Source organism: Dyadobacter endophyticus, from assembly GCF_014641595.1.
Taxonomy (GTDB): domain Bacteria; phylum Bacteroidota; class Bacteroidia; order Cytophagales; family Spirosomataceae; genus Dyadobacter; species Dyadobacter endophyticus.
Genome location: NZ_BMIA01000002.1, coordinates 1,173,007 through 1,199,028 on the forward strand (window position 1 = coordinate 1,173,007; position 26,022 = coordinate 1,199,028).

Annotated in this window: 19 protein-coding genes; 6 read left to right on the top strand and 13 right to left on the bottom strand. The window is 49.9% G+C overall.

The window, feature by feature from the left end:
* Window positions 1–87: 87 nt before the first annotated feature.
* Complete coding sequence (locus tag IEY24_RS17055) at window positions 88–2,403, bottom strand: GH92 family glycosyl hydrolase (protein WP_188934217.1); 2,316 nt, start codon at window positions 2,401–2,403, stop codon at window positions 88–90.
* 110 nt (window positions 2,404–2,513) lie between these two features.
* Between IEY24_RS17055 and IEY24_RS17060 the strand changes: the two genes are divergently transcribed.
* The 4 genes from IEY24_RS17060 to IEY24_RS17075 are packed head-to-tail and all read left to right on the top strand — an operon-like array spanning window position 2,514 to window position 4,748.
* On the top strand, window positions 2,514–3,362 hold the full coding sequence (locus tag IEY24_RS17060) for an MBL fold metallo-hydrolase (RefSeq protein WP_188934219.1): 849 nt from the start codon (window positions 2,514–2,516) through the stop codon (window positions 3,360–3,362).
* Between the two features lie 25 nt (window positions 3,363–3,387).
* Window positions 3,388–3,612, top strand: a complete 225-nt coding sequence (locus tag IEY24_RS17065; RefSeq protein WP_188934221.1) for a hypothetical protein — start codon at window positions 3,388–3,390, stop codon at window positions 3,610–3,612.
* Window positions 3,597–3,986, top strand: coding sequence for a type II toxin-antitoxin system VapC family toxin (locus IEY24_RS17070; RefSeq protein WP_188934223.1), 390 nt, complete (start codon window positions 3,597–3,599; stop codon window positions 3,984–3,986). Before IEY24_RS17065 ends, IEY24_RS17070 begins: the two co-directional genes overlap by 16 nt.
* Before the next feature lie 3 nt (window positions 3,987–3,989).
* Window positions 3,990–4,748 (top strand): patatin-like phospholipase family protein, encoded by a 759-nt coding sequence (locus IEY24_RS17075; protein ID WP_188934225.1) that lies wholly within the window; start codon window positions 3,990–3,992, stop codon window positions 4,746–4,748.
* Here IEY24_RS17075 and IEY24_RS17080 read toward each other — a convergent pair.
* The 4 genes from IEY24_RS17080 to IEY24_RS17095 form a co-directional block, all read right to left on the bottom strand.
* Entirely contained in the window at window positions 4,737–6,041 is a 1,305-nt protein-coding gene (locus tag IEY24_RS17080) for a vanadium-dependent haloperoxidase (RefSeq protein WP_188935219.1), read from the bottom strand. The genes IEY24_RS17075 and IEY24_RS17080 overlap by 12 nt on opposite strands.
* Before the next feature lie 13 nt (window positions 6,042–6,054).
* Window positions 6,055–9,441: a VCBS repeat-containing protein gene (locus IEY24_RS17085; RefSeq protein WP_188934228.1), complete on the bottom strand. Its 3,387-nt coding sequence runs from the start codon at window positions 9,439–9,441 to the stop codon at window positions 6,055–6,057.
* Window positions 9,442–9,533: 92 nt separating this feature from the next.
* Window positions 9,534–11,408, bottom strand: coding sequence for a RagB/SusD family nutrient uptake outer membrane protein (locus tag IEY24_RS17090; protein WP_188934229.1), 1,875 nt, complete (start codon window positions 11,406–11,408; stop codon window positions 9,534–9,536).
* A 12-nt stretch (window positions 11,409–11,420) separates the two neighbouring features.
* Complete coding sequence (locus tag IEY24_RS17095) at window positions 11,421–14,654, bottom strand: SusC/RagA family TonB-linked outer membrane protein (RefSeq protein ID WP_229222479.1); 3,234 nt, start codon at window positions 14,652–14,654, stop codon at window positions 11,421–11,423.
* A 512-nt stretch (window positions 14,655–15,166) separates the two neighbouring features.
* Between IEY24_RS17095 and IEY24_RS17100 the strand changes: the two genes are divergently transcribed.
* Window positions 15,167–16,525 (top strand): vanadium-dependent haloperoxidase, encoded by a 1,359-nt coding sequence (locus IEY24_RS17100; protein WP_188934231.1) that lies wholly within the window; start codon window positions 15,167–15,169, stop codon window positions 16,523–16,525.
* Here the strand turns inward: IEY24_RS17100 and nadB are convergent.
* The 6 genes from nadB to IEY24_RS17130 all read right to left on the bottom strand — a co-directional run bounded on the left by nadB (window position 16,522) and on the right by IEY24_RS17130 (window position 22,927).
* Entirely contained in the window at window positions 16,522–18,102 is a 1,581-nt protein-coding gene (nadB, locus tag IEY24_RS17105) for an L-aspartate oxidase (protein WP_188934233.1), read from the bottom strand. The two genes, IEY24_RS17100 and nadB, sit on opposite strands and share 4 nt — an antisense overlap.
* A gap of 28 nt (window positions 18,103–18,130) precedes the next feature.
* Window positions 18,131–19,126 (bottom strand): quinolinate synthase NadA, encoded by a 996-nt coding sequence (nadA, locus tag IEY24_RS17110; RefSeq protein WP_188934235.1) that lies wholly within the window; start codon window positions 19,124–19,126, stop codon window positions 18,131–18,133.
* A gap of 155 nt (window positions 19,127–19,281) precedes the next feature.
* The gene (locus IEY24_RS17115; RefSeq protein WP_188934237.1) at window positions 19,282–20,703 is read right to left on the bottom strand and encodes an inorganic phosphate transporter; all 1,422 of its coding nucleotides are present in this window, start codon (window positions 20,701–20,703) and stop codon (window positions 19,282–19,284) included.
* Between the two features lie 87 nt (window positions 20,704–20,790).
* A complete protein-coding gene (rlmN, locus tag IEY24_RS17120) occupies window positions 20,791–21,843 on the bottom strand; it encodes a dual-specificity RNA methyltransferase RlmN (protein WP_188934239.1) in 1,053 nt (350 codons plus the stop codon).
* A gap of 104 nt (window positions 21,844–21,947) precedes the next feature.
* Entirely contained in the window at window positions 21,948–22,481 is a 534-nt protein-coding gene (locus IEY24_RS17125) for a CvpA family protein (protein WP_188934241.1), read from the bottom strand.
* Window positions 22,478–22,927 (bottom strand): GatB/YqeY domain-containing protein, encoded by a 450-nt coding sequence (locus IEY24_RS17130; RefSeq protein WP_188934243.1) that lies wholly within the window; start codon window positions 22,925–22,927, stop codon window positions 22,478–22,480. The genes IEY24_RS17125 and IEY24_RS17130 overlap by 4 nt, the downstream gene beginning before the upstream one ends.
* A gap of 403 nt (window positions 22,928–23,330) precedes the next feature.
* Between IEY24_RS17130 and IEY24_RS17135 the strand changes: the two genes are divergently transcribed.
* A complete protein-coding gene (locus tag IEY24_RS17135) occupies window positions 23,331–24,050 on the top strand; it encodes a pyridoxine 5'-phosphate synthase (RefSeq protein WP_188934245.1) in 720 nt (239 codons plus the stop codon).
* A 67-nt stretch (window positions 24,051–24,117) separates the two neighbouring features.
* Here IEY24_RS17135 and IEY24_RS17140 read toward each other — a convergent pair whose 3' ends face one another.
* Together IEY24_RS17140 and IEY24_RS17145 are read right to left on the bottom strand one after the other, a co-directional pair.
* A complete protein-coding gene (locus IEY24_RS17140) occupies window positions 24,118–25,569 on the bottom strand; it encodes a Gfo/Idh/MocA family protein (protein ID WP_188934247.1) in 1,452 nt (483 codons plus the stop codon).
* Between the two features lie 64 nt (window positions 25,570–25,633).
* Window positions 25,634–25,936 (bottom strand): SCP2 sterol-binding domain-containing protein, encoded by a 303-nt coding sequence (locus IEY24_RS17145; RefSeq protein WP_188934249.1) that lies wholly within the window; start codon window positions 25,934–25,936, stop codon window positions 25,634–25,636.
* Window positions 25,937–26,022: the final 86 nt, after the last annotated feature.

Consider the following 26,022-nt stretch of genomic DNA (forward strand, 5'->3'; position numbering starts at 1 on the left):
AATTTTATATCGTTGTATTGAAAACTATCAAAACATTCTTTCCTGAAACATATTTTTCTCCATCCCGACACCGCTCTTAAATGCCAGTCAGTTTTTGGAAAGTGAAAAAGGCATATCCGCTTCCTGCGTGCCCCACTGCTTATTAGGTTTATCCCCCATTTGCAGCACCAGCGTTCCGCCTTTCAGGAGTTCTGAGTGGGTAATGTAAGTCCGGGTGAAAGGCTTGCCATTTAACGTCGCCGATTGAATGTATCGCGCATTGTCGGAAACGCCTTTTGCCTTTACGGTAAATTTGCGGTTCTTGCCCGTTTCTATTGAAATTTCTTCAAAAACCGGGCTTCCGAGCACATATTGGTCTGTTCCCGGTGCTACGGGGTAAAAGCCCATCATACTGAAAGCCAGCCAGGCCGACATTTGCCCTCCGTCCTCGTTGCCGCTCAGCCCTCCAACACTCGTATCATATTCACTTCTGATGATTGTCCGCGCCCACTGCTGTGTCTTCCAGGGCTGCCCGGCAAATGCATAGAGATACGCAATCTGGTGATTAGGTTCGTTGCCATGCCAGTAATGCCCCTGGTCGAACAGCGTGTCGAGCTTGGCGATGAAACGGCTTTTGCCGCCCATGATTTTTTGGAGCCCCGTAACATCCTGCGGCACAAACCAGGTGTATTGCGCGGGGGAGCCTTCGGTAATGAAGCTGGCACGTTTGGCAAACGGGTCAAAATCGGCAATCCAGCGGCCGTCGGCATACCGTCCACGCGCATAACCTGTCGACGGGTCGATCACATGCCGGTAATTAAGCGCCCGGTTGCGCAGCTGATCCGCATCTTCCTTTTTGCCCAGGCTAGTCGCCAGGGTCGATAAGCAAAAATCATCGTACGCGTATTCGAGCGTGCGCGACACCTGCTCGCGCTTGTGAAATGCCTGCCAAACGCTGTCTTCCAGCGGCACGTAACCATATTGCAGGTAGGATTTCAATGCCCGGCGTCCCTGCCCTGCTTCATAGCTTTTGGCATTGGTATTCACTTCGAATGCATTTTTACGGAGGAAGTTGTAGGCGCTGTTCACATCGAAGTTCCGGACGTTCTTTGTATAAGCATCTGCGATCACCGACAATGCGTGGTCGCCCACCATCGCCGCCGTATAGTGGTTCCAGCAGGGGAAAATCGGCATCCACCCTCCCTGCTCGGCCTTTTTCACGAGTGATTGCATCATATCGCCCGCACGTTTGGGTTCAAGCAATATTTCCAGCGGCATTGCGGCCCGGAAGCTATCCCACATACTGAAATCGCAATAATATTCGAAACCTTCGGCTTTTTGGAGCGGGGTACCGCCTGCAAACGAGGGATAGCTGCCGTCGACATCCGAGAAGAGCCTTGGTGAAAGTTTAGTCCTGTATAATGCACTGTAAAAAAGCGCCTTATCATTTTCACTACCAATAGCCGCTACTTTCCCCAAAGCCTCATTCCACGCATCGTGCGACGCTTTGCGGACAGCTTCGAATGATTTCGTACCTAATTCTTTTTCAAGATTCGCGCGTGCACCCTCAATGCTCGTGAATGACGTGCCTATGCGGACCGTTATCACCTGTTTCTCGTCACCGAACCCCACATACGCTCCGAGCCTTTCCCGGTTTCCTTTGCCGGTAAGTATCCTTCCCATTGGTGTAATGGTATCGCCCAACCACACACCCGACTGCATAAATTTCTGATCGAATTTCATCACAAAATACCCGCTGATACCGGCCGGCTGGCCCGCTCCCTGGTAAATACGGTGTACGGGGTTATAACCCACTATCTCCCCTCGCTCCCGGAGCACCTCCACAAAACCTTCCCCTTCGTCGCTATTGGGCTCTACTATGATAAATGACTCCTCCCCGCTCCCGAACTTGAAGCGCATAATCGCCGTCCGCGCCAGTGCAGTTACTTCCGCATGGATCTGATGATCCTGCAACCACACCCCATAATAATCGGGCGTACTTTCCTCTTTGTCGTGACTGAACACGCTGGCTCTTTTTTGGGGATCGGTAGTGAGCTCGCCCGACAGCGGCATCACGGTGACGGAGCCATAATCCTGTACGCACGAGCCATTGAGCCAATGCGTGCCGCGAAACCCCTGAAATTTATTATCGTTGTAGTAAAACGGCGCAATGCATTTGGTTTCTGTCGCGCGCGTTTGGGGCGTCCACTGGGTCATGCCATTGGGCACGCCCACAGCGGGGATGGTTTGTCCTTTCAGCTCGCTTCCTGCCTCGCTGTGTGCTTTGGCGCTTTCCGTTGCCGACGGGGCGGTACCGATCATCGTGGCCACGTAGTCGACGGGCTTTTTTTGTGCACAGGATTGATTATCAACAAAAAACGTCGACAATAGCATTAAACTGACTGGAAGGAACGGTACGCGCATGATTAGGCTTGTTATGTATTGAGGGCGGAAGATCGAAAAAATAATGGTATGTTAGGTCGATAGAATGTTGATATTCCACTGATTTAGACGATTAAAATCTCAAAAACCCTATGAAAATCCATATCATCGAAACCGGTTTTTTCAAGCTCGATGGCGGGGCGATGTTCGGCGTGGTCCCAAAAGTGCTTTGGAATAAACACAATCCTGCCGATGACAAAAATCTGTGCTCCTGGGCTATGCGATGCCTGCTGATTGAGGATGGTGCAAAACTAATACTGGTCGACACTGGAATGGGTAACAAACAGGATGACAAATTCTTTGGTTATTACGACCTCCACGGCAACGCGACTTTGCATTCCTCCATCGCCGAAAAAGGTTTCAGCCCTGCGGACGTTACCGACGTGCTGCTAACCCACCTGCATTTCGATCACGTCGGCGGCGCCGTACAGTTCAGCCGCGACGGCTCCCGTCTCGAACCGACCTTCGCAAACGCCACCTACTGGTCGAACGAAGCGCATTGGCAGTGGGCTACCAATCCTAACCCGCGTGAGAAAGCATCGTTTTTAAAGGAAAATATACTTCCCTTACAGGAATCGGGCCAACTACAATTTATTCAGATCGGTCAGTCGCCGTTTGAAAACATCAACCTCATCAACGTCGACGGGCATACCGAGCAAATGATGCTGCCGGTGATTCAATACAAAAACCAGAAGATCATTTACTGCGCCGACCTCTTTCCTTCGTCCTATCACGTCCCCATTCCGTGGATCATGAGTTATGACATGCGGCCGCTGCAAACGATGGAAGAAAAGCAGAGCGTTCTCCGACAAGCCGTAGATGAGGAATGTATATTGCTTTTCGAGCATGATCCTGTTTATGAGGCTGCATTGGTGGAAAATACGGAGAAGGGAATCAGGATTCGGGAGCGGGGAATGTTGGGGGATTTCCTGGTTGAGTAGTGTAAAAATTTAACTATATTTGAATATGCACACTCAAAAAGACATCCAATTCGATCATCTGATATCCCAGGTAAAACGTTTGTCAGACGTTCAGCGCAAAATACTAAAAGCTGAACTGGATCGCCTTGAAGCAAATTCTGATGACAACTCACTTGAAGAATTCTTGCTGTCAGCCCCAACGTTCTCTGAAAATCAAATAAAAACGATTGAAGAAACGAGAAAGGCAATTGACCAATGGCGAAAAAATTAGTGCTTGTTGACACCTCCGTGCTCATCGACTTTTTCCGTAAATCCAACAAAGCAAATTCCCGGCTACTGAAAATGGTGAGAGACGATTTCAGTTATTGCATTTCGGCGCTAACCGAATTCGAAATTTACACCGGCACTACCCCAAATCAGACAGCGTATTGGGAGGACTTTTTGTTCAGAACTCAGGTCTTGGCATTCGACAAAGAGATTGCTCGTACGGCTGTCGATATCAGTAAGGCACTCAAGAAACAAAGTAAACTTATCGGCATGGCAGATCTCTTTATCGCTGCCACGGCGGTGCATTACAGCTTGCCACTGGCAACGTTGAATGTGAAGCATTTCGAACGAGTCGATGAGTTAATACTCCTTCCCTAACCCATGAAAACAGCACTAATCCTCTCAGGCGGGGGCGCGCGGGGGATCGCGCATGTGGGCGTGGCGCAGGCATTGTGGGAGCGTGGCATACGGCCCGATGTGATCAGCGCTACGAGCTCAGGGGCATTTGTGGGTGCATTGCTGGCCCACGGTTACGACCCGTCTGAGATTCTCAAAATCATTCGCGACACTAGTTTTTATCCCTATTTAAGATTCGGGATAGGCGCTAATGGCTTGCTGCACATGCGGAAAATGGAAGATATTTTCCGCAAATTCATTCCAGAAAACACATTCGAATCGCTCAAAACACCGCTAGTGGTGACTGCTACCGACATTGTTTCGGGAGAAGAAGTACGTTTCCGCAGCAGAGAATTGGCATTGCCCGTCCTAGCGTCATGCTGCATTCCCGGGCTTTTCAGTCCGATGCATTATAATGGCTACGACCTGGTCGACGGAGGTGTTTTGAACAACCTACCTGTCGAACCGGTGCTCGACGAGGCAGATTATATTGTTGGCAGCCACTGCAATCCGTTCAATCTGGATAAGCCGCTCAAACGGACCACCGAGATCGTCTACCGCAGCCTTATTCTGGCGATGCATACTAAAACCAGGGCCCGCTTAGCGAAATGCAACTTGCAGATAGAGCCGCCTGCATTGAGCCGGTTCAGCATTTTCGATTTCCGGAAGGCCGATCAGTTGTTTGAGGTGGGTTACAGATTTACAAAGACGCTGCTTAATGAGTCGCAAATGCTACTTCCCTGATGCCACCGCTTTGGTTTCAAGCTTTTTAACCACCCATTCTCCAACTTGCTTCCCTTGCTTCTGCCCGTTCTCGATCGCGTCCATGAAGTGAATACCACCGTAAAACCGCGACATGCCGGATTCTTCTGACGCCGCCAGGAACGATTTGAACGGGCGGGCTTTGAGATTGAAACGCTCCTCGACGGTGTCGGTATAAGCAAAATCATCCCCGAAATAATGGGTAAGGATAACCGCAGCCGCTGTCGATATGACCGAGTGACCGCTGAGGTATTCGGGAAATGGCGGAGTTTGCAGGAATGGCTTCCAGGTTGGGTCGATATACTTACGGATGGCCGTTTCGGGGCGGAGGCGGTTGCTGCGGTATTTCTCGTCCCAGCAAGTCATAAAGCCGTCCATAAGCCCGATCGCCACCGAAGCGTTGATCAGCATGGTTTTAGAAAAATCGGTTTTTGCTTTCCGGCAGGCAATGTCCGTAATTCCCATCCAATGCGCACCCGGAGAGATTTTCTTCATCCCTACCAATAAATGGCCTTTGTTTTCCAACGCAAACGGATTACAATCCCAGAAGGCGGCGATCGTACGATGCTCCTGCGCTTTTTGATCGTCGTCGTAATTGAGCTTCATCAGTTTGTAAAACTCCGAATCTTTTGCTTCGGAGAAGGCGATCGGGGGCGCCGGGCGGAACTGTGAGGCCGAATCCAGTGTAAACGGACGCACCGTTTTGAAATAAGGTTCTACCGGCGGAAAATAACCCGGAGGTGTCGGATACCACGTTCCCGGGCCGCCGTGCGGCTCATACCGAGGAAAGTTGCTGATCTTGTTGTAACGGTCGCCTTTGGCATACTTCAAAATCTGCTTACTTACTGCCAACGCATACTCCTGCGAGCCGGCTATTACCTCGTCTGTAAACCCGATTTTCTTGCAGGAATCTATCAGGCTTTGCTGGTATTTTTTGAGCAGCATATCGCCCGAAGGCTGCATTTTTTTCGCCGTTTCCAGCATTGCCAAGGCGGAAGCGAGCTGGTAGGAATATTCCTCCACTTTCGGCTTTTCGATTTCCGGAAAATCGTTCAGCACGCCGTGCATGGTAGGATATGCCTTGTCGCTCTGAGCAACCACTTCATAGCCCGCCAGACAGGCATAAGCGTAAAACCTGGCTCCCAGCGGCGGGTTCGTGACGTCATGCACCATTACGTCGGTCATTTGCAACGTTACCTGCCCTATTACAGTCGGATCGATCTCCTTTTTAGATTCACTTTTCTTGCAGGCCGTCCACATGACGGCCAACAGCAATACGAGGAGAAGGTTATTGAACTTTGCCAATTTGATATGCTTTTACTTCCTGTTGATTAATTCCGAACAACAACTTATTTCCAAGCGGCAGTACACTTCTCACATCCCCTTTCAGCCCAAAGCCTGATTTATCCTGATGTACGTATTCGAACTGCCCTTTCCCATTTCCTTGCAATAGAATACCATAATTGGCATCGTATTTCCCGAAGCGAAGCCGGGCCTTGCTGACATTACCGCAAAGGAGCAAATCCTTTTTACCATCTGCGTTGTAATCGAGCGAAGTAATGGTGTAAACCGGCGATACCTGAACTTGCAACGGCAATGCCTTCTCTGTAAATTTGCCGTTCCCTGCTCTTTCGAAATAGGCCGTTTTCAAATAGTTCGCTTTCAGCTCTTTCGCTCCTTCTAGTTCTTCTTTTGTAAAAATTTCTTTCACGGTCAGGTCCGCGTAACTTTTATAGTCTTGAAAACGGGTACGCATAATGCTCATCTGATCCAGCATTTCGTCGCGGGTTACGTACGGGTAGCTTTTTCCCTGAATATAGAAGCTCATGATCGGGTCAACGGAGCCATTGTCGTCGAAATCCTTATAAACCATTTCTACGGGCTCGGCATCGCTGGCTTTGCATTGGGTGTTGGTACCCATGTTGCCAATCACGAGGTCGTCCTTACCGTCGCCATTCAGGTCTTCGACGAGGATTTTGTTCCACCAACCATTGTAAGGTTTGTCAAAATAGTCGGTGGTCTTGTTTTCGAGTTTACCATTCGTATTGACAAACACAGTAACCGGCATCCATTCCCCTACCACGATCAGATCGGCTTTTTTGTCGCCGTTCAAATCCGTCCACGCAGCATCGGTAACAAGGCCAATGCGTTCCAGTTCTTTCGACAATGCTGCCGTCTGGTCAGTGAATTTACCCTTTCCATCATTAATGAGCACATAGCTGCGCGGCGTTTCAGGATAGCGGCCTGGTATCACGCGACCGCCTACGAAAAGGTCGGGCTTGCCATCTCCATTGATGTCTGTCGCACGTACACAGCTCGCGCTCGTAAGCATTGCAGGCAACGCGTTGGTACTTTTGGTAAAGTTGCCTTTGCCGTCGTTGACATACAGCCGGCTTTGCAGCAAGGGATCTTCGGGCATAAAGCTCGCGTAACCGCCGCTGGCAACGAAGATATCCTGCGTGCCATCGCCGTTCGCGTCAAAAAACAATGCATCCGTATCTTCACTTTGTTTATCCGCTTCAAACGCAGGCACCGGTTTCAAACTGAACGTCCCGCCTTTTTGCTGAATGTACAATCTGGCTACTTCACCGGACGTACCGCCGATAAACACATCCTCCAAGCCATCGCCATTCACATCGCCTTTTCTCATACACGGATTCGTGAAGGAAATCGGGTTGATCAGCAGCGGCTGGCGTTTGAAATCATTCAGCTTCACCGCAGGGCTCTTGAATGTAATCGGTGAAGCTATTTGTGCAAACAACGGCGTGACAGCTTTGTCAGCTTTCGCCTTCTCCTTAGCATTTGCCTCGGAGAGCGCCAGCGTTGCATTCGTTTTCGGGTTAATAACCTTTTCCTGTTTGCCATTGAGCCAGGTTACCACCAGCGAATCGACAGACCCTTCCTTACCCAATCCGAAATGCAGCACCGGCGACACACTCGACTGGTAACCGCGTGTCGGCATTTGTTCGAGGTATTGTTGCTGCCCCTTCTGATAAATCGTCACCTTCGCACCAATCCCGAGCGTGTTTTGGCCGGCTCCGGTGAGTTTCACTTTGAGATAATTGTTTTTCAAATGCTTATCGCCATCGTTCTGGTAAATGAATGCAGGCTTGTTGATGTTGTTGACAACGAGGTCGAGGTCGCCATCGTTATCAAGGTCGGCGTAGGCTGCGCCGCCGGAGTTAGAGATCTCACCCAGGCCCCAGCTGTCGGCTACGTTGGTAAATGTCAGGTCTTTCTTATTTTGAAAAAGGTAGTTCTTCATATTGGAAGAAGGCATTTGGTACACCAGTTGCAGCACGTCTTCCCGTTTTACCTGTCCTTCGATGCGCTTCAAGTGGTCGCCCATAAACTTCACAAAATCCATATTCGTGAAGTCGCGCAGGTTACCGTTTGTGATGAAAAGGTCTTTCCAGCCGTCGTTATCATAGTCGGCAAATAGCGACGCCCAGCTCCAATCGGTATTGGAAACCCCCGAAAGCTGGCCGATTTCGGAGAATACAGGTTGTTTTGTACCCTTGCCCAAGCCTTCGTTCAGTTGCAGCATATTGCGCATATACTGGTGATGGAAACCCATTTTGACGTTGAAATCAAACAATTCGTAGTTATCCAGGCCCGTCAGCAGCTTTTGGCGGCGGTTATCTTCCGGAAGCATATCGAGCGTGAAAATATCGGGCAGGCCGTCGTTATTGAAATCGGCGATGTCGTTGCCCATCGAGGAATGCGACGTGTGGCCGATGCTGGCATCGAGCGCGTCGGTGAAGGTGCCGTTGCCATTATTAATATATAAAAAGTCGGGAACGGAGTAATCGTTGGAAATGTACATATCCTGCCAGCCGTCCTGGTTAACGTCGGCAATGCCGATACCAAGGCCGTAGGTCAGTTGTGAGCTGTGAATGCCCGCTTTCTTCGTAATATCTGTAAAATGTGGTGCGCCGTTTTGCGGGTCGTTGCGGAAAAGCCTCACGCCGGTAACCGGGTCTTCTTTTTTCAGGATATCCGCCGTACTTGCCTCGTCGAGGATCGGGAGGGCTTTCGGGTTATGGTTGAGCAGGAACATATCGAGGTCCCCATCTTTGTCAAAATCGAAAAATGCCGCTTGTGTGCTGTTGCTTAAAACGCCCAGACCGTATTGCTCCGCCATTTCTTCAAATTGCGGCACCCCCTGGGCATTGTTTCCTTTGTTGATGAATAACTGGTCTTTCAGGCTCTCGGGCGAAACCGCACCGGAGTAGCAAACATAAATATCCAGTTTACCATCTCCATTTACATCCGCCATGGTGACGCCTGTCTTCCACGGGCGCTCACGCCCTCCTACCTGCGCAATGCCGGTGATGTCCTCGAATATCATCTTACCCTTGTTCAGGTAAAGCTTGTTGGGCACCATGTTGCCGGTGAAGTAAATATCGTCGAGTCCGTCGCTATTCAGATCGCCTACTGCTACTCCCCCGCCGTTATAGAAGTATTCATACATCAGCACATTGGTGTTCAACCCCTCGGTCAATGTATTGGAGAAATCTACTTTTGTTTGTTCGGGGCTCAGCAACGTAAAGAGTTTGGGGCCCTCAGGGCCTTTCTTTTCTTCTTTGGAATCGGAGGATTTGTCACAACCGGAAAGTACCAGTCCAGCGACCAGAACAATGCTGCCTGCTTTCCAGGGCCATATTTGCTTCATGACAGGAATGAAGAGTTTTGAAGGAGTAAAAAAAGAAACTATGCCTTGTAAGCCAAGGCATAGTTTCAGTAAAATTAGTCAATAAAATATAACTATTTATCGTAACCCGGGTTTTGTACCAGTTTTGCGTTACGGTTGATTTCGTCGCGGCTAAACGGACGGAAATACATCTTATCGACCCACGTACGGTTTTCGTGCGATTTCTCTTCTACCGGAGTATAAGTATAATCGTAAACCGTTGGATCATAGTGATATGGCTCCTTCATTGATTTACCTGGCTTGAATTTACCGATCACGTTGATGTATTGCAACGAACGGCCCAATGTGGTCGGAGCGATCATCCAGCGACGTGCATCGTGGTAACGCTGTTCCTCGTAAGCCATTTCAATGCGCTTCTCGTGACGATAAGCCTCCTTCAAAGCAGCACCTGAAACTTTCAATGCAGGCATACCCGCACGGAAGCGGATCTTGTTCAGCCATTCCAATGCAACGGCTTCTTCGCCTACTTCAATGCTCGCCTCAATGTAGTTGAACACGTTTTCAGTCACACGCATGAACGGCCATGGGATGTTCTGGCGATCGGTGTTGTCGTACAACGACGGGTTCGGATCGATGAACTTACGCATGTAGTAACCAGTACGGCTTCCGTTCCAGTCTTCGATAGAGCTGCTGCGGGTATCCAATCCTTTGCGGTTGATCAGCGCACCTTTGTCGTCCAGAAGGTCATAAGCACCGGTCTGAATCTGGTTAGCAGGGTCTTTCGCATCCGAAGGACGTGGTTTCCAGGTAGCACCGTCGTACATTACCGTTGCATAGAAGCGTGGGTCGCGATTTGTGTACGGGCTTGCTTTATGGGCAGGGTTAGTCCATGAGAACGAAGTACCGTCCATCATTTCGTAATCATCTACAAGCGTTCCGATCGGCGTGTTACCAGCCCAGTTGTGGTAGCCGTTAGGACCATTGTTCAAACCGGTCTGACGTGCGCCTTCGTTCTGGCTTGGCGTAAAGTAACGCCCGAAAATAATATCGTTCGCCGAAGCATCCAGGGACTTGTCCGCGCTGGCACCCGCCATCGCCAACGAAATGTAGTTGAGACGTCCCTGCTCCTGGGTTACCGGAGCTGTCAGGTTCAGTTTGTAACCTGCGCCACCTGCATCCAGGGCAGCTTTTGCAGCCGCCTGTGCAGCGGTCCAGCGAGCCTTGCGGTCACCTGAGGTATATCCCAGGAACTCAGGGTTGGGGAAAGCGGAGATCACAGCCGATTTTGCCTTCGCAGTTGGGATGTCATGCAAGTCGCTCGCAGCGTACAGTAATATCCTTGCTTTCAATGCGAGCGCGGCAGCTTTGGTGGCGCGGCCTTTTACCAGCGATTTTCCGTCCAGCAACAATGCAGAGCTGTCGGCATCACTTACAATCGACTTCACGCACTCATCAAAAGTAGCGCGGGCAACGGAGTAATCTTCGTTCAGCGCGTATACTTTCTTGATGAGGGGCACAGCACCATAATAGCGCACCAATTGCTGATAGTAGTAAGCACGCAAGAAGTATGCTTCACCTTTCAGTCGCGCTTTCAAGGTTTCATCCGTAAATGTCGCAACACCCAGGTTTGAAATGGCGATGTTAGTTGCACGAATGTACTGGAACATCTGGCTCCAACCGTAGGTCGCGTCCACCCAACCGAGGTTAGAAGGGCTCAAACTACCTTCATTCACGGTATTGATGTTACGGCCTGTGTGAGTAAATACAGCTTCATCGGTGAGTGAAGCGAGCATCTGCTCACTGAAACCTCCCTGCTGAAGACCTGCATAAACCCCGGTCACAAAACCTTCGGCCAATGCGCCGTCCTTCCACACTGCGTCCGTAGGGATTTCGGTAGGCGGCGTTACATCCAGAAAGTCTGTATCGCACGACGAAAGTCCCCCCGCCAGTAATGCTATTAACAATAGACTTTTATATTTCAATTTCATGTTTCTTATTCGTTAAAATGCTACACGTACTCCTGCGCTGAGAACTCTTGACTGCGGATAGTACTGACCGCTCGTAGTGGTTGCTTCCGGATCCCATACTTTGATCTTGTCGAAAGTGATGAAGTTCAAGCCGTTCACATAGATCCTGAAATTGGTCATTCCGATTTTCGAACCGACTTCAGATGGCAGGTTATACCCAATTTCGACGTTTTTCAAACGCAGGTAATTGTTGCTTTTCAGGAAGTAGTTGTTGAAACCAGCCTGGCCCGTGTTGGTGTAGTAACGGTTGTTCCGGTTGGTCAGACGTGGGTATTTGTCAGTCGGGTTGTCAATCGTCCAGCGGTGATCAAAGTCGTATTTCAGGTAATTACCGATGTCACCCGACTCGGTCAGACCTACAAGTTGAAGACCGCCCAGCGCTCCCTGGAACAACATAGCCAAGTCGAATTGTTTGTAGCCAAGGTTGATCGACGCACCACCTGTAAACCATGGACGCTGCACTTTTTCGGAACGGATACGGTCGTCACCATTGATTTTGCCATCATTGTTAACGTCTTTGAACTTCATGTCACCAGGACGAAGGTTACCCGTGATCGGGCTGTAATCAAGCTTGTTGGCATCGATCTCCTCCTGGCTCTTGAATGCACCGTCGAACTGGTACACAAGGAATGAGTTGAAAGGCATTCCGGTCGTTTTTTGGTAAGAAGGAGCACCTGGCGTTTCATCCCAGTACTTGATCTTGTTTTTGGCATAACCACCATTCACGCTCACAGAATACGAGAAGTCGCCTGCATTGCCGTCGTAGCTCAGTTTGAACTCCCATCCTTTGTTTTGTAGTTTACCAAGGTTTTGGGGAGGAAGTTTTCCGTCGATACCCGCGGTTGAAGGTGTGGACCCTGCTTTTGGGATCAGCGTTTTCGAGCGGTTGTTTACGAAATAGTCAAACTCGAATGAAAGCTTGTCGTTGAACAAAGTACCTTCAATACCGAAGTTGGTGTTGTTGGCAACCTCCCAGGTGAAGGTCGGGTTAGCCACGCGGCTTTCGAGCAATGTTTTGGCAACCTGATCATTGATAATGTAGCTACCAAAGCCCATGGTCGACAGATACTGGTATTCAGCCAATGTCTCTGTATTCAGGAGGTAGGGTTCAGCGCCCATTTGTCCCCATGAGGCACGTAGCTTCACGTTGTTGACATAGCGGGAAATGTTGTTTTTCCAGAAGCCTTCTTCCGAAATACGCCATCCGGCAGATACCCCGGGGAAGAAACCGAAACGGCCTTCTTTCGGGAATACATAGGAACCGTCTACACGCCACAGGAATTCAGCCAGGTATTTTTCCTTGAAGTTGTAACCCGCACGACCGTAGTAGCTCAACCGCGCACGTCTGTAAAGGTCACCATTGTTGGTACCTGAGTTACCGATGTTCTGCTCAGGCGTACCACCCGCAAAAAGTTGATCCACAACCGGCGAAATGTAGTAGCGGCGGAATGCAAAGAAACCATCTGCATCCACTTTCTCGCGCTGCGCACCAGCCATTATGTTGAAGTTATGGCCATCGATCGATTTTTCGTAAGAAACCTGGCCCGTCAACTGTACCGACAACTCCTGTGCCGAAGTTTCAGTCAGACGCGGATCTTTAAACGTAGAGCGCACTGTTCCTGTCAGGAATGGTGTTTTGCCGTCGGCCTCATACGTTTTCTTATCCCAGAAATACAATGTCCAGGGTGTTTCGAAGTTTTTCACGCGGCGTAGTTGCTTGTCAATCGCAGCCATCGCATTGACTTTCAATCCCGGAACGCCCGGTATCTGAATTTCCAATCCACCGTTAGTTTGGATGTAGTCTCTCTTGTCGTTGTTATAACCGGTAGTATTGGTGGTGATCACGGCAGGGTTCTGTCCGTTTTCGATATCCGGTCCTGGACGTCCGTCCGGCCAGATCGCGATTTCGGTTGGTTTACCACGCATCAGCATACGGAAGATGGCGCCGGCACTATTACCACCACTTGGGAAGTGACGGAACTCTTCACGCAAAGTCACCCCCAGGTTTGCTGAGATATATTTGTTGATTTTCGTATCCAGGTTCACACGCATGTCATACTGCTTGTAACCGGTCGCCGAGTTGATATAGTAACCATCCTGATTGATATGGCCGATCGATGCGAGGTATTTAACGTTCTCGCTGCCACCGGTCAACTGGAGGTTGTGGCGTTGCTGAGGTGCCCAGTTGCGGATCACCGAGCCGTACCAGTCGGTATTCGGGTGCAGGAAAGGATCTGAACCGTCACGGAATTTCTTCATGTCGTCGGGCGTAAACACCGCTGCCATCACGTTTCCGTTATCAGTTCTGGTATACGAGCCGTTGGTGTTGAAACCCTGCAACGCACCTTGCCACTGTCCTACGGGCAAGTTGTCATAGATCTGCAATTCATTACGGATAGTCGCATACTCGGCTGCATTCGACATTTTCGGCGTACGTGTTGGTTGTGATACACCGAGGTTCAGGTCATAAGAAATCTGTGGTTTACCCGTTTTACCGCGTTTGGTCGTAATGAGGATTACCCCGTTACCTGCACGTGATCCGTAAATTGCCGCAGCCGCATCTTTCAGTACCGAAATACTTTCGATATCGGCAGGGTTGATACGGTCGAGACCACCTGAACGGTTAGGAACACCGTCCACAACGATCAGCGCGTTACTGTTACCCAATGAGTTGGTACCGCGAATACGAATAGCTGAACCATCATAGCCAGGCTCACCGCTTGATTGTACCGCCGAAATACCAGGCAGACGACCACCCAATGTGTTGGACAAGTTAGCAGCAGGTGCTTTTTGAAGTTCTGCGCCTTTCACCGCTGTTACCGAGCCGGTCAGGGTAGCTTTTTTGGCAGTACCATAACCCACGACAACCACTTCTTCAAGTGCTTTGGTGTCGGCGAGCAAGGTTACATCGATGATGCTTTTACCACCAACGGAAACCTCTTGTGTCAGGTATCCGATAAAAGAGTAGACCAGTGTGCCGTTTCTTTCCGCGTTCACTGTATAAAGCCCCTCATTATCCGTTACTGTGCCTGCGGTGGTTCCTTTCACGACAACGCTAACGCCAGGCAGCGGTTGTCCCTGTTCATCTTTGATCTTACCCTTGATGGTATTCTGGGCGAATGCGCCCACGACCGTCACCAGGGCCAGACAAAGAGAAAAAACACTTCGTGATACAGCACGAGGCGTCCATCCAGTAGAAAATCTCATAGATTAAAAGTTAGATTAAAATTTATTGTAGTAAGAATGTTTGCTTAACCGTATAAGCACGGAACGTAGAGTCGGACTATGATTTTCATTCCGAAAATCTGTCGCGGCGGATGAATTAAAGTGTAGCTAGGAGAAGTCTCTACATAGTATAATTTTAGTGATTAGGGTGAGTAATTTTCATCGACCAGAGTTCAGGCACTCAAACAGTGTATATGTTACACAATCTCATCTGGATACTCCTGACGTTTACTTGAGAAGTATCCGTGGGGCGTGTTACACTCGTTTGATTGTACAAAAAGATATTATTTTTTTTACAAAAAAAAGGTTTCCTGGTTAATGAATATGCATTCTTAAAAAATAACAATAAATAGTAGCATGAATCAAACATTTCTTATGATTTGGTGATATATAAGTTACAATTAATCATTCTTTTGTACAGAATTATCACCAAATTCCTATTTCTTGCTATATTCGTAAAGCAGTCCAGTTACAAAACTCCCCATCGAAATCGAATGAATTTCCGTTTACTCTCCCTGTTATTTCTCTGCTTCTTATACGGGTGTAAAAAAGAGTCTTTGCCCGAAGAGTACAATATGAAGGCGGCCGATCCGAAGCTCTTCCACGAGACGGCTACACACCTTACCGATGTGATCATCCACGATATTTTCAAGCCGCCAGTCGCCAGCCGCATATATGGGTACTCGTTCCTTGCTGCGTATGAGGCGCTTGCACCTGGCAATCGGGAGTACCAGTCACTTGGAAACCAGCTTGTTAAATTCAACTCTCCACCAAAACCTGACACAGCGCTGGCATATTGCTTTCCCCTTGCGAGCATTAAGGCATTTATGGTGGTAGGCAGGACTCTCACATTCTCCGGAAACATGTGGGACAGCTATGAAAAGGGGCTTCTCAAACAATTTCAGGCAATGGGGATTCCCGAAGAGGTGTATGAACGCTCCATCGCATACGGCGATACGGTAGCCAAGCATGTACTGGCATATTCGGCCAAAGATCACTATAAAGAAATACGCGGGTACCGCTATACGGTGACCAACAAACCAGGGACTTGGGTCCCTACCCCACCTGCCTACGCCGACGCGTGCGAACCCATGTGGAATACCGTCAGAACCTTTGCGATGGATTCGGTGACGCAGTTCCGCTGCCCGCCGCCCGCAAAATACGACCTGGCCAAAGACAGCAAATTTATGCAGCTAGCAATGGAGGTTTACAATACCGGCAACAACCTCACCGACGACCAGAAAGCGACTGCCTACTTCTGGGACGACAATGCATTTGTGACCAATGTAGTAGGGCATGCTATGTTTGCCAATAAAAAAATGACCCCGGCCGGTCACTGGATGGCGATCGTACGAACCGTAGCGTTGGACAAAAAACTGGACCTGATGCAATCGGTAGAAGCATATACGCTGGGAGCCCTGTCGATCTACGACGCATTCATTGCCTGCTGGGATGAAAAATACCGCACAGTCCGCATCCGGCCCGAAACCGTCATCAACAGTAACTGGGACCCCAATTGGCGCCCGTTCCTGGAAACTCCTGCGTTCCCGGAGTATGTCAGCGGGCATAGCTCCATTTCAGCTGCCTGCGGCGTAGTACTGACACATCTGATAGGGAATAATGTAGCTTTTACCGACTCGACCGAGAAAAAATACGGACATGGCGTCAAATCGTTCAAATCTTTCGAAGAGGCCTATTGGGATGCTTCCATCAGTCGTGTATACGGTGGGATTCACTACCGCGACGGCGTCGAGGAAGGAACGCACCTGGGCCAGAAAGTCGGGGAGAATATATGGCAGCGGGCCATCACCCGCCGCAGCCGGAACATGCTCGCCCAAAACCCGAAGCCCTAGGCGTGTACGTGATCGGCGTTATAATGCAGCCCGATGTTCTCGCGCCGGGCCATTGCCATTTTAATGATCAGATAAGAAACCGAAATCATATTGCGCAGCTCGCATATGGCTACCGACACCTTGGATTCGCGGTATAAATCTTCATGCTCCTGATGCAGGAGTTCGAGTCGGTCGTATGCGCGTTTCAGACGGCGATCGGTGCGCACGATGCCCACGTAGTTGGACATGATGCTATTAAGCTCGCGGGTCATTTCTGTCACAAGCACCTGCTCCTCCGGATGCGTAGTGCCTGAGTCGTCCCATTCAGGGATATTCTGTGGGATAACCGCATTCTCAAAATTGGCAACCGTGCTTTCATAGGCCCGGTGCCCGAAGACAACGGCTTCCAGCAGGGAATTGGATGCCAGCCGGTTTGACCCGTGCAGGCCGGTGCATGCACACTCTCCCACCGCATACAAAAATTCGATATTGGTCTTCCCCCATTCATTCACGCGCACGCCTCCGCACATGTAATGCTGCGCAGGTACGACGGGAATCATGTCTTTACGCACATCCACGCCCTGGCGCAGACAGTACTCGGTGATATTCGGGAAATGTTCTACAAATTTATCGTAATCGCAATGCCGGACATCGAGGTAGACGTGATCGACCCCGTTTTTCTTCATTTCCGAGTCGATCGCACGGGCTACGATATCGCGCGGGGCGAGCGACAGCCGGCTGTCATAGTTTTCCATGAATGTGCTTCCATCAGCTCTTTTTAGCACCCCTCCGAAACCACGCACCGCTTCTGATATAAGGAACGAAGGTTTTTCGCCGGGTTGGTGGAAGCTCGTGGGATGGAACTGGATAAATTCCATGTTATCACAAATGCCTTTGGCCCGGTAGGCCATCGCAATTCCGTCTCCTGTCGCGATGGTAGGATTGGTGGTGCTTTGGTAGATATTGCCGATGCCACCCGTTGCGAGCAAGGTGGTTTTGGCCAAAAACTTCTCCACTTCTCCTGTCCGGCGGTTCAAGACATAGGAGCCGAAGCATTTGATATCTTCCCGATAGCGGTATACGGTTTCGCCCAGATGGTGCTGGGTGATCAGTTCCACCGCGTAGTAATGCGTAAAAATCTGGATGCATTTATGGCGGTTCACCTCTTCCAGCAAAGCCCGCTCGATTTCTGCTCCTGTAATGTCCTTGAAATGCAGGATCCGGTGATCGGAATGCCCGCCTTCCTTCGCCAGATCATATTCGCCTCCCTTTTCTTTATCAAAACGAGTCCCGTAGTCGATCAGCTCCTGAATCCGTTCGGGCGCTTCGCGTACCACGATCTCGACGATATTCCTTTTATTAACTTCATCCCCCGCATCCATTGTATCCTGAATATGCTTTTCGAACGAGTCGGACTCCGCCCAAACGACCGCAATACCTCCCTGGGCATATTTGGTGTTCGTTTCATCGGCCTGAACCTTGGTGATCACGGCGATGGAAACTTCCTCTTTCAATTTGTCGAAATGGCGGGCTAATTTGGCTGCGTAGCTAAGTCCGGCAATTCCCGAACCGATAATCAGAAAATCAAACTGGGGCATAATTTCAGGAATAGGGTTAAATCGGGAGTCAGATGCCTTTGCTCAGTTCCAGCATACGCGCTACGGATTCATAAGCTTTGAGGCGGATATCCTCTGGAACAAAGATCTCCGGCTGCTCATAGTAAAGCGCATTATAGACCTTTTCGAGGGTATTCATTTTCATATAAGGGCATTCCGAGCATGCGCAGGTATTGTTATCGGAGCCGGGAGCCGGGATCAGCTTTTTATCGGGCACCGATTGCTTCATTTTGTGCAAAATACCTGCCTCGGTAGCTACGATAAATTTATCATGGCTCGATTCCTTCACGAATTTCAACAAACCGGTTGTCGAGCTCACATAATCGGCCTGTTTCAAAATATCTTCCTTGCATTCCGGGTGGGCGATCAGCAGCGCGTCGGGATTTTCCGTACGAAGCTGTGCGAGTTTCTCACGTGAAATATCGATATGCACAATACAGGCACCATCCCAGAGCACCATATCACGGCCGGTTTTGTGTGCCACATAGCGCCCCAGGTTCGCATCCGGTGCGAATATGATCTTCTGATCTTTTGGCAGACTTTCTACAATCTGCAATGCATTTGAAGAAGTGCAGACAATGTCGGTCAATGCCTTGATCTCCGCCGAGCAGTTGATATAACTGATGACAATATGATCGGGATACTGCGCTTTGAAAGCGGCAAACTTATCTGCAGGCGCCGAGTCTGCCAGCGAGCATCCTGCATTCAGATCGGGAATTACTACCTTTTTATTGGGGCTGAGGATCTTGGCCGTTTCTCCCATGAAGTGCACGCCGCAGAAAACGATCATGTCGGCTTCGGTAGCGGCCGCCTGTTGCGAAAGCCCGAGGCTGTCGCCAATATAGTCGGCCAGGTCCTGGATTTCCGCGTCCACGTAATAATGCGCGAGAATTACCGCATTCTTTTCTTTTTTCAGGCGGTTGATCTCCGCAACCAGATCGATATCTTCCGCGATCGCCTCCGTCACATAACCGTAGCGGTTAACCTGCGCTTCAATTGTAGTCATTATGGTGAATAATTGGCTTTTATTTAATACTAAAATCCATGCCGAATTTACGATATTAAACCAATGAAAAGCAAAGAAAGTGCAGCCGGTGCATTAAAACGAAAGCCGCCGGGAACGGTCCCGACGGCTTTTTGATACCTGTATGAATGAATATCCTATAACACCCACCGGAAAAAAGCGTACAGCGTGCCCGAAAGCAACATGGTCACGGGCAATGTCAGTACCCACGCAATCACGATGTTACGGATTGTACCGCCTTGCAGGTTTTTCACCCCTTTGCTGGCCACCATCGAACCCGCGATACCCGACGAAAGCACGTGCGTGGTACTTACAGGCAGGCCCAGGTAAGACGATACGCCGATCGTACTAGCCGCGACAAGCTCGGCCGAAGCACCTTGTGCGTAGGTCAAATGCTGCTTACCAATTTTTTCACCGATCGTCACTACAATCCGCTTCCAGCCTACCATCGTTCCGAGTCCGAGAGAAAGTGAAATCATCAGGATTACCCAATCGGGGGCATAATCCGTATATCTTCTGATACCGTGTTCGCTGCCCGATTGTTTCTTCAATAATGCGAAGTCGGTTGAATTCAGGTTGGCCTGACCGTTGTCGAGGATCGTTTTGATATTGCGGCTGATGAGCAATAGGGAGCGGCGCGCTTCCATACGCTCTTCTTTCGGAAGGCGGTGTTCAGGTAACGGATGATTTATCTGCACCTGCAAACGTGTTAGCTCCCCCTTTATGGTGTGCAAATGCTCACGGTCCGAAATCGAAAGACGCGTCGAATCGATACGGTTCACCGCTTGCTCGATACCGATCAGATCGGCCTTCATTTCAATAGGATCCTTAGAATTATCCAATGCAAAATGTGCAGGAACAATCCCGATCAGGATCAGCATGACAAGCCCTACGCCCTTCTGCCCGTCGTTGGAGCCGTGGAAGAAACTCACCAATGTACAAGTAGTAATCAGGATGGCGCGGATCCAGATCGGCGGCGCCTCGTTTTTCTTAGGTTCGCTGAATACAATCTCGCGGAGAGGCTTGGACAACGACCTTCTCAAAATAAACATAATAATGATCGCCATGGCGAAACCGAAGATCGGGGAGCTCAGGAGTGACATGAACAACTCTTGTGCTTTCGACCAGTTGACGCCGGTCCCCTGGGTATTTTCAGGCATTAATGTAAATGCAAGACCCACGCCGAGGATCGAGCCGATGAGCGTATGGGAGCTGGAACTCGGCAAGCCGAAATACCAGGTGCCCAGGTTCCAGATGATAGCGCTGAAAAGTAATGCGAAGACCATCGCGGCGCTGTGATAGACGTTCTGATCGATCAGAAGCTCTACGGGAAGCAGGTTCACAATCCCCATGGCCACGGCAATCCCACCAAAGAATACGCCGCAAAAGTTCATGAAACCCGACCATACCACCGCCACATTCGGTTTCAGGGAATTGGTATAAATAACCGTCGCTACCGCATTGGCGGTATCGTGAAAACCGTTGACAAATTCGAATGCGCAGGCCGCTAAAATACTAAATGCGAGGAGGATGAAAATGTCGGTTTCAAGACCAAACATAAAAGAAGTTGATAGGTTGAATTATTGACGCAAAACTACTTATAAACGACCGACCCAATGTTAAGAAATTGTTAAGTCAGACTTACCTCAGTTTGTTTCTTTGTTAGCCAACTGCCCGCAAGCAGCATCGATATCCTTGCCCCGGCTCCTTCTCACGTGCACCGAAACCCCTCTATCTTCCAGGAAAGCGGCAAATTTATCCAACCGGTCGGCCTCAGTATTCTTAAAATCTGCCTCTGCGATCGGGTTATATTCAATGATGTTCACACGGGCCGGAACGCGTTTGGTAAACTCCCAAAGCTCTTTGGCATCCTGCAAAGTGTCGTTGAAATTGTTGAAAACAATATATTCGAAAGTAATGCGGTTGCCCGTCTTCTTATAGAAATAGTTCAATGCCTCGGCCAGGTTGTCGAGCGAGTTCGACTCGTTGATCGGCATAATCTGGTTGCGTTTCTCGTCATTGGCCGCATGGAGCGACAATGCCAGTCTGAACCGCACCTCGTCGTCCCCCAGCTTTTTGATCATCTTCGCAATCCCAGCCGTGGAAACGGTGATGCGTTTGGGTGACATATTCAGTCCTTCCGGCGAAGTAATGTATTCAATGGACTGGAGCACATTGGCGTAGTTCAGCAATGGCTCTCCCATTCCCATATATACAATGTTGGTCAACGGCGCATTGAACGTCTTTTCGGCCTGCTGTGCAATCGCCACCACCTGATCATAGATTTCCCCGGCTTCGAGGTTACGCTTACGGTCCATATAACCCGTCGCGCAGAACTTGCATGTGAGCGAGCACCCTACCTGGCTGCTCACGCAGGCGGTCATGCGGTCGGCGGCGGGGATGAGCACGCCCTCCACGAGGTTACCGTCGAAAAGTTTGAATGCGGATTTGATCGTGCCGTCGTTGCTGTGCTGCTTTTTGGCAACATCGAGCGAGTGGATCACGAAATGCTCGTTCATCAGCTGGCGTGTGGCTAGCGAGAGGTTCGTCATTTCATCGAATGAATGGGCCGATTTTTTCCAGATCCATTCATATATCTGTTTTGCCCTGAAAGCCTTTTCCCCGTGTTCGGTCATCCAGGTTTTGATCTGGCCGACGTTGAGTTTACGGATGTCCTGCTTTTGCTCTGTTGTAGTCATTTTAATCTGTCATCTGTCAAACACACAGGGCATTCAACTGTAATTTTCTGCAAAGGTACTGAAAGTCAATAATGAATGCTTAACCGACGCGGAAATTTGAAAGTTCAATCTTCAAGGTAATCGCGCTTCCAGTCGCGGATAATGTCGGTGCCCTGGGGCATCAGCGACAATCCCTTGGTAATTACCGTGGGAGCTACCGGCACAACCAGCGGGTACAGGTAAGTATCGTCCGTGCGGTGCGCGGGGATCTTCACGCCGATCGCGTCCACCAGCCAGAAAAACACGCTGATACCGAAAACCCACGTAAAAACGCCCACCATCGCACCGGCAAAACTATCGAACGTACCCAGAATAGAGTACCGCAGCGACCGCCGGATGGTGTAGCCGAATTGATTCAGAAGAAAAATAGTAGGAAAGAAAATCGCCGAAAAACCCACATAAGGCAGGATTTTCCGTGCGACGCCCTCGCTGAAATAGGGCGTGAGGATCTCCATCCCCAAGCCCAGGAATTTGAAACCCAAAACCATGGCTACCACCATACCCAGAATCCCGATAATCTCGATCAGCAGGCCTTTGCGGTAACCATGTAATGCGCCCCATAACAGGGGAAGAAGGATGAGAACATCCAGTAATTTCATGCGAGCAATGCCTTAACCAGCGTGGAAACGACCCGGCCGTCGGCCTGGCCGGCAAGTTCTTTGGTAGCTACGCCCATTACCTTGCCCATATCCGATGGTCCGGCGGCACCTACCCGGGCGATGATTTCCTGCAATTTGGCTTTCACTTCGTCCTCGGTCAACTGCTTTGGCAGGAATTGCTCGATCACGGCCAATTCTGCTTCTTCCTTTTCCAAAAGGTCGGCGCGGCCTTGCGTCTTGTAAATATCGGCCGATTCTCGACGTTGCTTGGCAGCTTTGGTGAGCAGTTTCAGTTCGTCGTCGACAGAAAGCTCGCCGCTGGCGCCGCCTTTGGTTTCTTCCAACAAGATCAACGACTTAATCGCGCGCAAAGCACGTAATGTATCCTGATCCTTGGCACGCATCGCGTCTTTGATACCGGATTCAACTTGGGATTTTAGTGACATCGTTACTTTAATTTTGAATGATTGAATGATCGACCGGGTCGCCGGAGCGATGCCTGAGTATTTAGTCAGGTATTGTCATTCGGTCATTTGTTGTTTTTTATATTGATTAAGGCTAAAATTTAGCTTTGAAGGTGTTTTTAAACACTCGAATGCTAAATTTGTAACAGACCGGCAAAGTTAGTAATTCACTTGAAAACTCATCTCAAAGAATCAAAACTCACACTTCGCTCCGGCGATCCGGCCACACACCAATGACCTTCTGACCATACCTGGCTTTTTAAATTCATAAATTCACATATTAGCTAAGCACACATTCAATCATCGCGCCGGCGACCCGGTCAGTCATTCAGTCATTCAGTCATTCAATCATTCAATCATTCAGTCATTCAATCATTAAATTCCCATGACCCGTCTAAGCGTCAACATCAACAAGATCGCCACCCTTCGCAATTCCCGTGGCGGTGACAATCCTAATGTATTGAAAGTAGCGCTGGACTGCGAGCGGTTCGGGGCGCAAGGCATAACCGTACACCCCCGGCCCGACGAGCGACACATTCGTTACCAGGATGTATACGACCTTCGCGAACTGGTTACCACCGAGTTCAATATCGAAGGCAACCCGTCGGAAAAGAAATTCGTGGAGCTGGTTCTGGCCAACAAGCCGGATCAGGTAACGCTCGTTCCGGACGCATTGGGTGCTATCACTTCCAATGCAGGCTGGGATACCATCACCCACCGTTCCATTCTGACCGACCTGATAGGCACATTCAAATCGGCCGGAATCCGTGTGTCTGTTTTCGTCGATCCGGATGAAAGAATGGTGGAAGGTGCAAAAATCTGCGGCGCCGATCGCGTGGAGCTCTATACCGAGCCCTTTGCAGCCGGTTATTTTGAAAACCGCCAGAAAGCTGTGCTGCCATTTGTAAAAGCTGCTGAAAAAGCCCGCGAAGTAGGTTTAGGCTTAAATGCCGGCCACGACCTTAGCCTCGACAACCTGCATTTCCTCAAACAAAGTATTCCCTGGATGGACGAAGTTTCCATTGGGCACGCTTTGATCTGCGATGCATTATATATAGGACTGGAAAATACGATCCAGATGTATCTGCGGGAATTGGAGTTGTAATGCGTTTTGTCACCCTGAGCGGACGGGGCCGCCCAGGGTGACAATGCCGTTTCCACACAAAAATCACCTACCACCCCGTCCGATACTCCCTCTTCACAAACCGGTTCGCCACATCAAAGTTGGTGATCTTCATATTAGCGCCATCCCACATCAAGCGTTGGCGACCAGGGAATGTGAAACCTTTACCATCCGCTTTGGCTTCGCGGTGCAGGTAGGAACGCACGGCCAGGTTACCCATGAGCACAATCTCCGTCAATGGCCCCGACTGGTCGAATGACGAGCTGGTATAAGTCCCGTAACCTTTTTTACAAGCCTGAACGAATTGCTGCTGATGCCCTTCCCAGCCGCCCGACACCAATGCACGGGGCTTAGTAGCGATCCGGACGTTCGCAAATTTCTTCTCAGGCCATAGTATGGGATTTTCCCCGAACATTTCCGCACTGATAATGCCTTTTGTACCAATAAACAATATCCCTCCATCAACACTGCCAAAAACAGTATTGTAGTCACAGCCGTCAGGGAGCTGCGGACGCATTCCGCCGTCATACCAGTTCAGGTTGATTTCTTTGCCCGGTGTTTTGGAAGGGAATTTTAAATGGATATTGGCCGAAGGCGGCGCCACGTCATCGAAAAATGCCTGCTGGAAGAAATCAGCATAAACGGAGCCGACGCTGCATTCCACGGACGTCGGGTAACCGAGCTTCAATGCGCGGAAAGGCACGTCGAGGAAATGGCAGCCCATGTCGCCCAGTGCGCCGGTGCCGAAGTCCCAGTAGCCACGCCAGCGGAACGGCATGTAGGCTTCGTGATAATCGCGTTTTGGTGCGGTACCAAGCCACAAATCCCAGTCGACGCCGGCAGGAACCGGTTGCGACTCTCCCTTGTCTTTCGGCGATTTCACGCCCTGCGGCCAAACGGGCCTGTCGGTCCATACCTCGATCGTATGCACATCGCCGATCGCACCCGATTGCACGAGCGCTTCGGTATTGCGGGTACCATCGCTGCTGCTGCCCTGGTTGCCCATTTGGGTTACCACCTTGTATTTTTTGGCGGCTTCTGTAAGCATCCGGGCTTCCCAAATGTCTTTGGTCAAAGGCTTTTCAACATAAACATGCTTCCCCAGCTCCATCGCGGCAATCGCGACAGGGTAATGCATGTGATCGGGCGTGGTGACGATGACGGCATCGAATGTCTTCGCCTCTTTCTCGAACATCTTGCGGTAATCCTTATAATAAGGGGCGTTGGGGAATTGCTTGCGGTACTTTTCGGATTGGCGGTCGTCGACATCGCAAAGCGCGACGATATTTTCGGTACCATTATTAAATGCCTGCTTGATATTGAAGTCGGCTTTACCGCCGCAACCGACGGCCGCGATGTTAAGCTTGTCGCTCGGAGGGACGAAGCCCCGCCCCAGCACATGGCGTGGGACGATCATAATACCGCCCGCGGCCAATGCGCTGGCTTTTATAAAATCCCTTCTTTTAGTAGCAATTCCGGATACCTTTTCCTGATTGTCCATGCTCGTGTGATCGTTTGTTGAAAACAGATGGTATCGAAGAAAAGGCACCCGGCTTGAAAGCCTACTATCGGCGTCCGAAGGTTTCTGCGATCTTCATGGCAACGCCCATATCGCCATCTATTTTCAACTTACCGGTCATGAGGGCCATCATCGCATTCAGGTCGCCGTCAATGAGCTTCAACGCATTTTTCACCGAAACTTCGAAAGTACAATCGGCTTCACCATCGGTGTTGGAAACGCTGTTGGGCACAGATTTTCCATCGACAAACAGGACTCCTTCGTCGGTTACAAATTTGGCTGTGGCATCCAGTCCGCTTTCGGTTCCCAGGATATTTTCAATGCGTTCAGTCAGAATTTGAAGGCTCATAGGTACTGTTTGTTAGAAAGTTTGAGTTTTAATTGGATTAAAAAATGACAAATGTAGGCCGACAGGAAGAATATTCAAATGCCTTT

Bases quoted from the DNA above. Each gene is read 5' to 3' on its own strand.
- IEY24_RS17095 (WP_229222479.1), bottom strand. From the start codon at position 14,654: ATGAGATTTTCTACTGGATGGACGCCTCGTGCTGTATCACGAAGTGTT.
- IEY24_RS17140 (WP_188934247.1), bottom strand. From the start codon at position 25,569: ATGGACAATCAGGAAAAGGTATCCGGAATTGCTACTAAAAGAAGGGAT.
- IEY24_RS17125 (WP_188934241.1), bottom strand. From the start codon at position 22,481: ATGAAATTACTGGATGTTCTCATCCTTCTTCCCCTGTTATGGGGCGCA.
- IEY24_RS17065 (WP_188934221.1), top strand. From the start codon at position 3,388: ATGCACACTCAAAAAGACATCCAATTCGATCATCTGATATCCCAGGTA.
- IEY24_RS17070 (WP_188934223.1), top strand. From the start codon at position 3,597: ATGGCGAAAAAATTAGTGCTTGTTGACACCTCCGTGCTCATCGACTTT.
- IEY24_RS17130 (WP_188934243.1), bottom strand. From the start codon at position 22,927: ATGTCACTAAAATCCCAAGTTGAATCCGGTATCAAAGACGCGATGCGT.
- IEY24_RS17100 (WP_188934231.1), top strand. From the start codon at position 15,167: ATGAATTTCCGTTTACTCTCCCTGTTATTTCTCTGCTTCTTATACGGG.
- IEY24_RS17090 (WP_188934229.1), bottom strand. From the start codon at position 11,408: ATGAAATTGAAATATAAAAGTCTATTGTTAATAGCATTACTGGCGGGG.
- IEY24_RS17145 (WP_188934249.1), bottom strand. From the start codon at position 25,936: ATGAGCCTTCAAATTCTGACTGAACGCATTGAAAATATCCTGGGAACC.
- IEY24_RS17115 (WP_188934237.1), bottom strand. From the start codon at position 20,703: ATGTTTGGTCTTGAAACCGACATTTTCATCCTCCTCGCATTTAGTATT.
- IEY24_RS17055 (WP_188934217.1), bottom strand. From the start codon at position 2,403: ATGCGCGTACCGTTCCTTCCAGTCAGTTTAATGCTATTGTCGACGTTT.
- rlmN (WP_188934239.1), bottom strand. From the start codon at position 21,843: ATGACTACAACAGAGCAAAAGCAGGACATCCGTAAACTCAACGTCGGC.
- IEY24_RS17060 (WP_188934219.1), top strand. From the start codon at position 2,514: ATGAAAATCCATATCATCGAAACCGGTTTTTTCAAGCTCGATGGCGGG.
- IEY24_RS17075 (WP_188934225.1), top strand. From the start codon at position 3,990: ATGAAAACAGCACTAATCCTCTCAGGCGGGGGCGCGCGGGGGATCGCG.
- IEY24_RS17135 (WP_188934245.1), top strand. From the start codon at position 23,331: ATGACCCGTCTAAGCGTCAACATCAACAAGATCGCCACCCTTCGCAAT.
- IEY24_RS17085 (WP_188934228.1), bottom strand. From the start codon at position 9,441: ATGAAGCAAATATGGCCCTGGAAAGCAGGCAGCATTGTTCTGGTCGCT.
- nadB (WP_188934233.1), bottom strand. From the start codon at position 18,102: ATGCCCCAGTTTGATTTTCTGATTATCGGTTCGGGAATTGCCGGACTT.
- nadA (WP_188934235.1), bottom strand. From the start codon at position 19,126: ATGACTACAATTGAAGCGCAGGTTAACCGCTACGGTTATGTGACGGAG.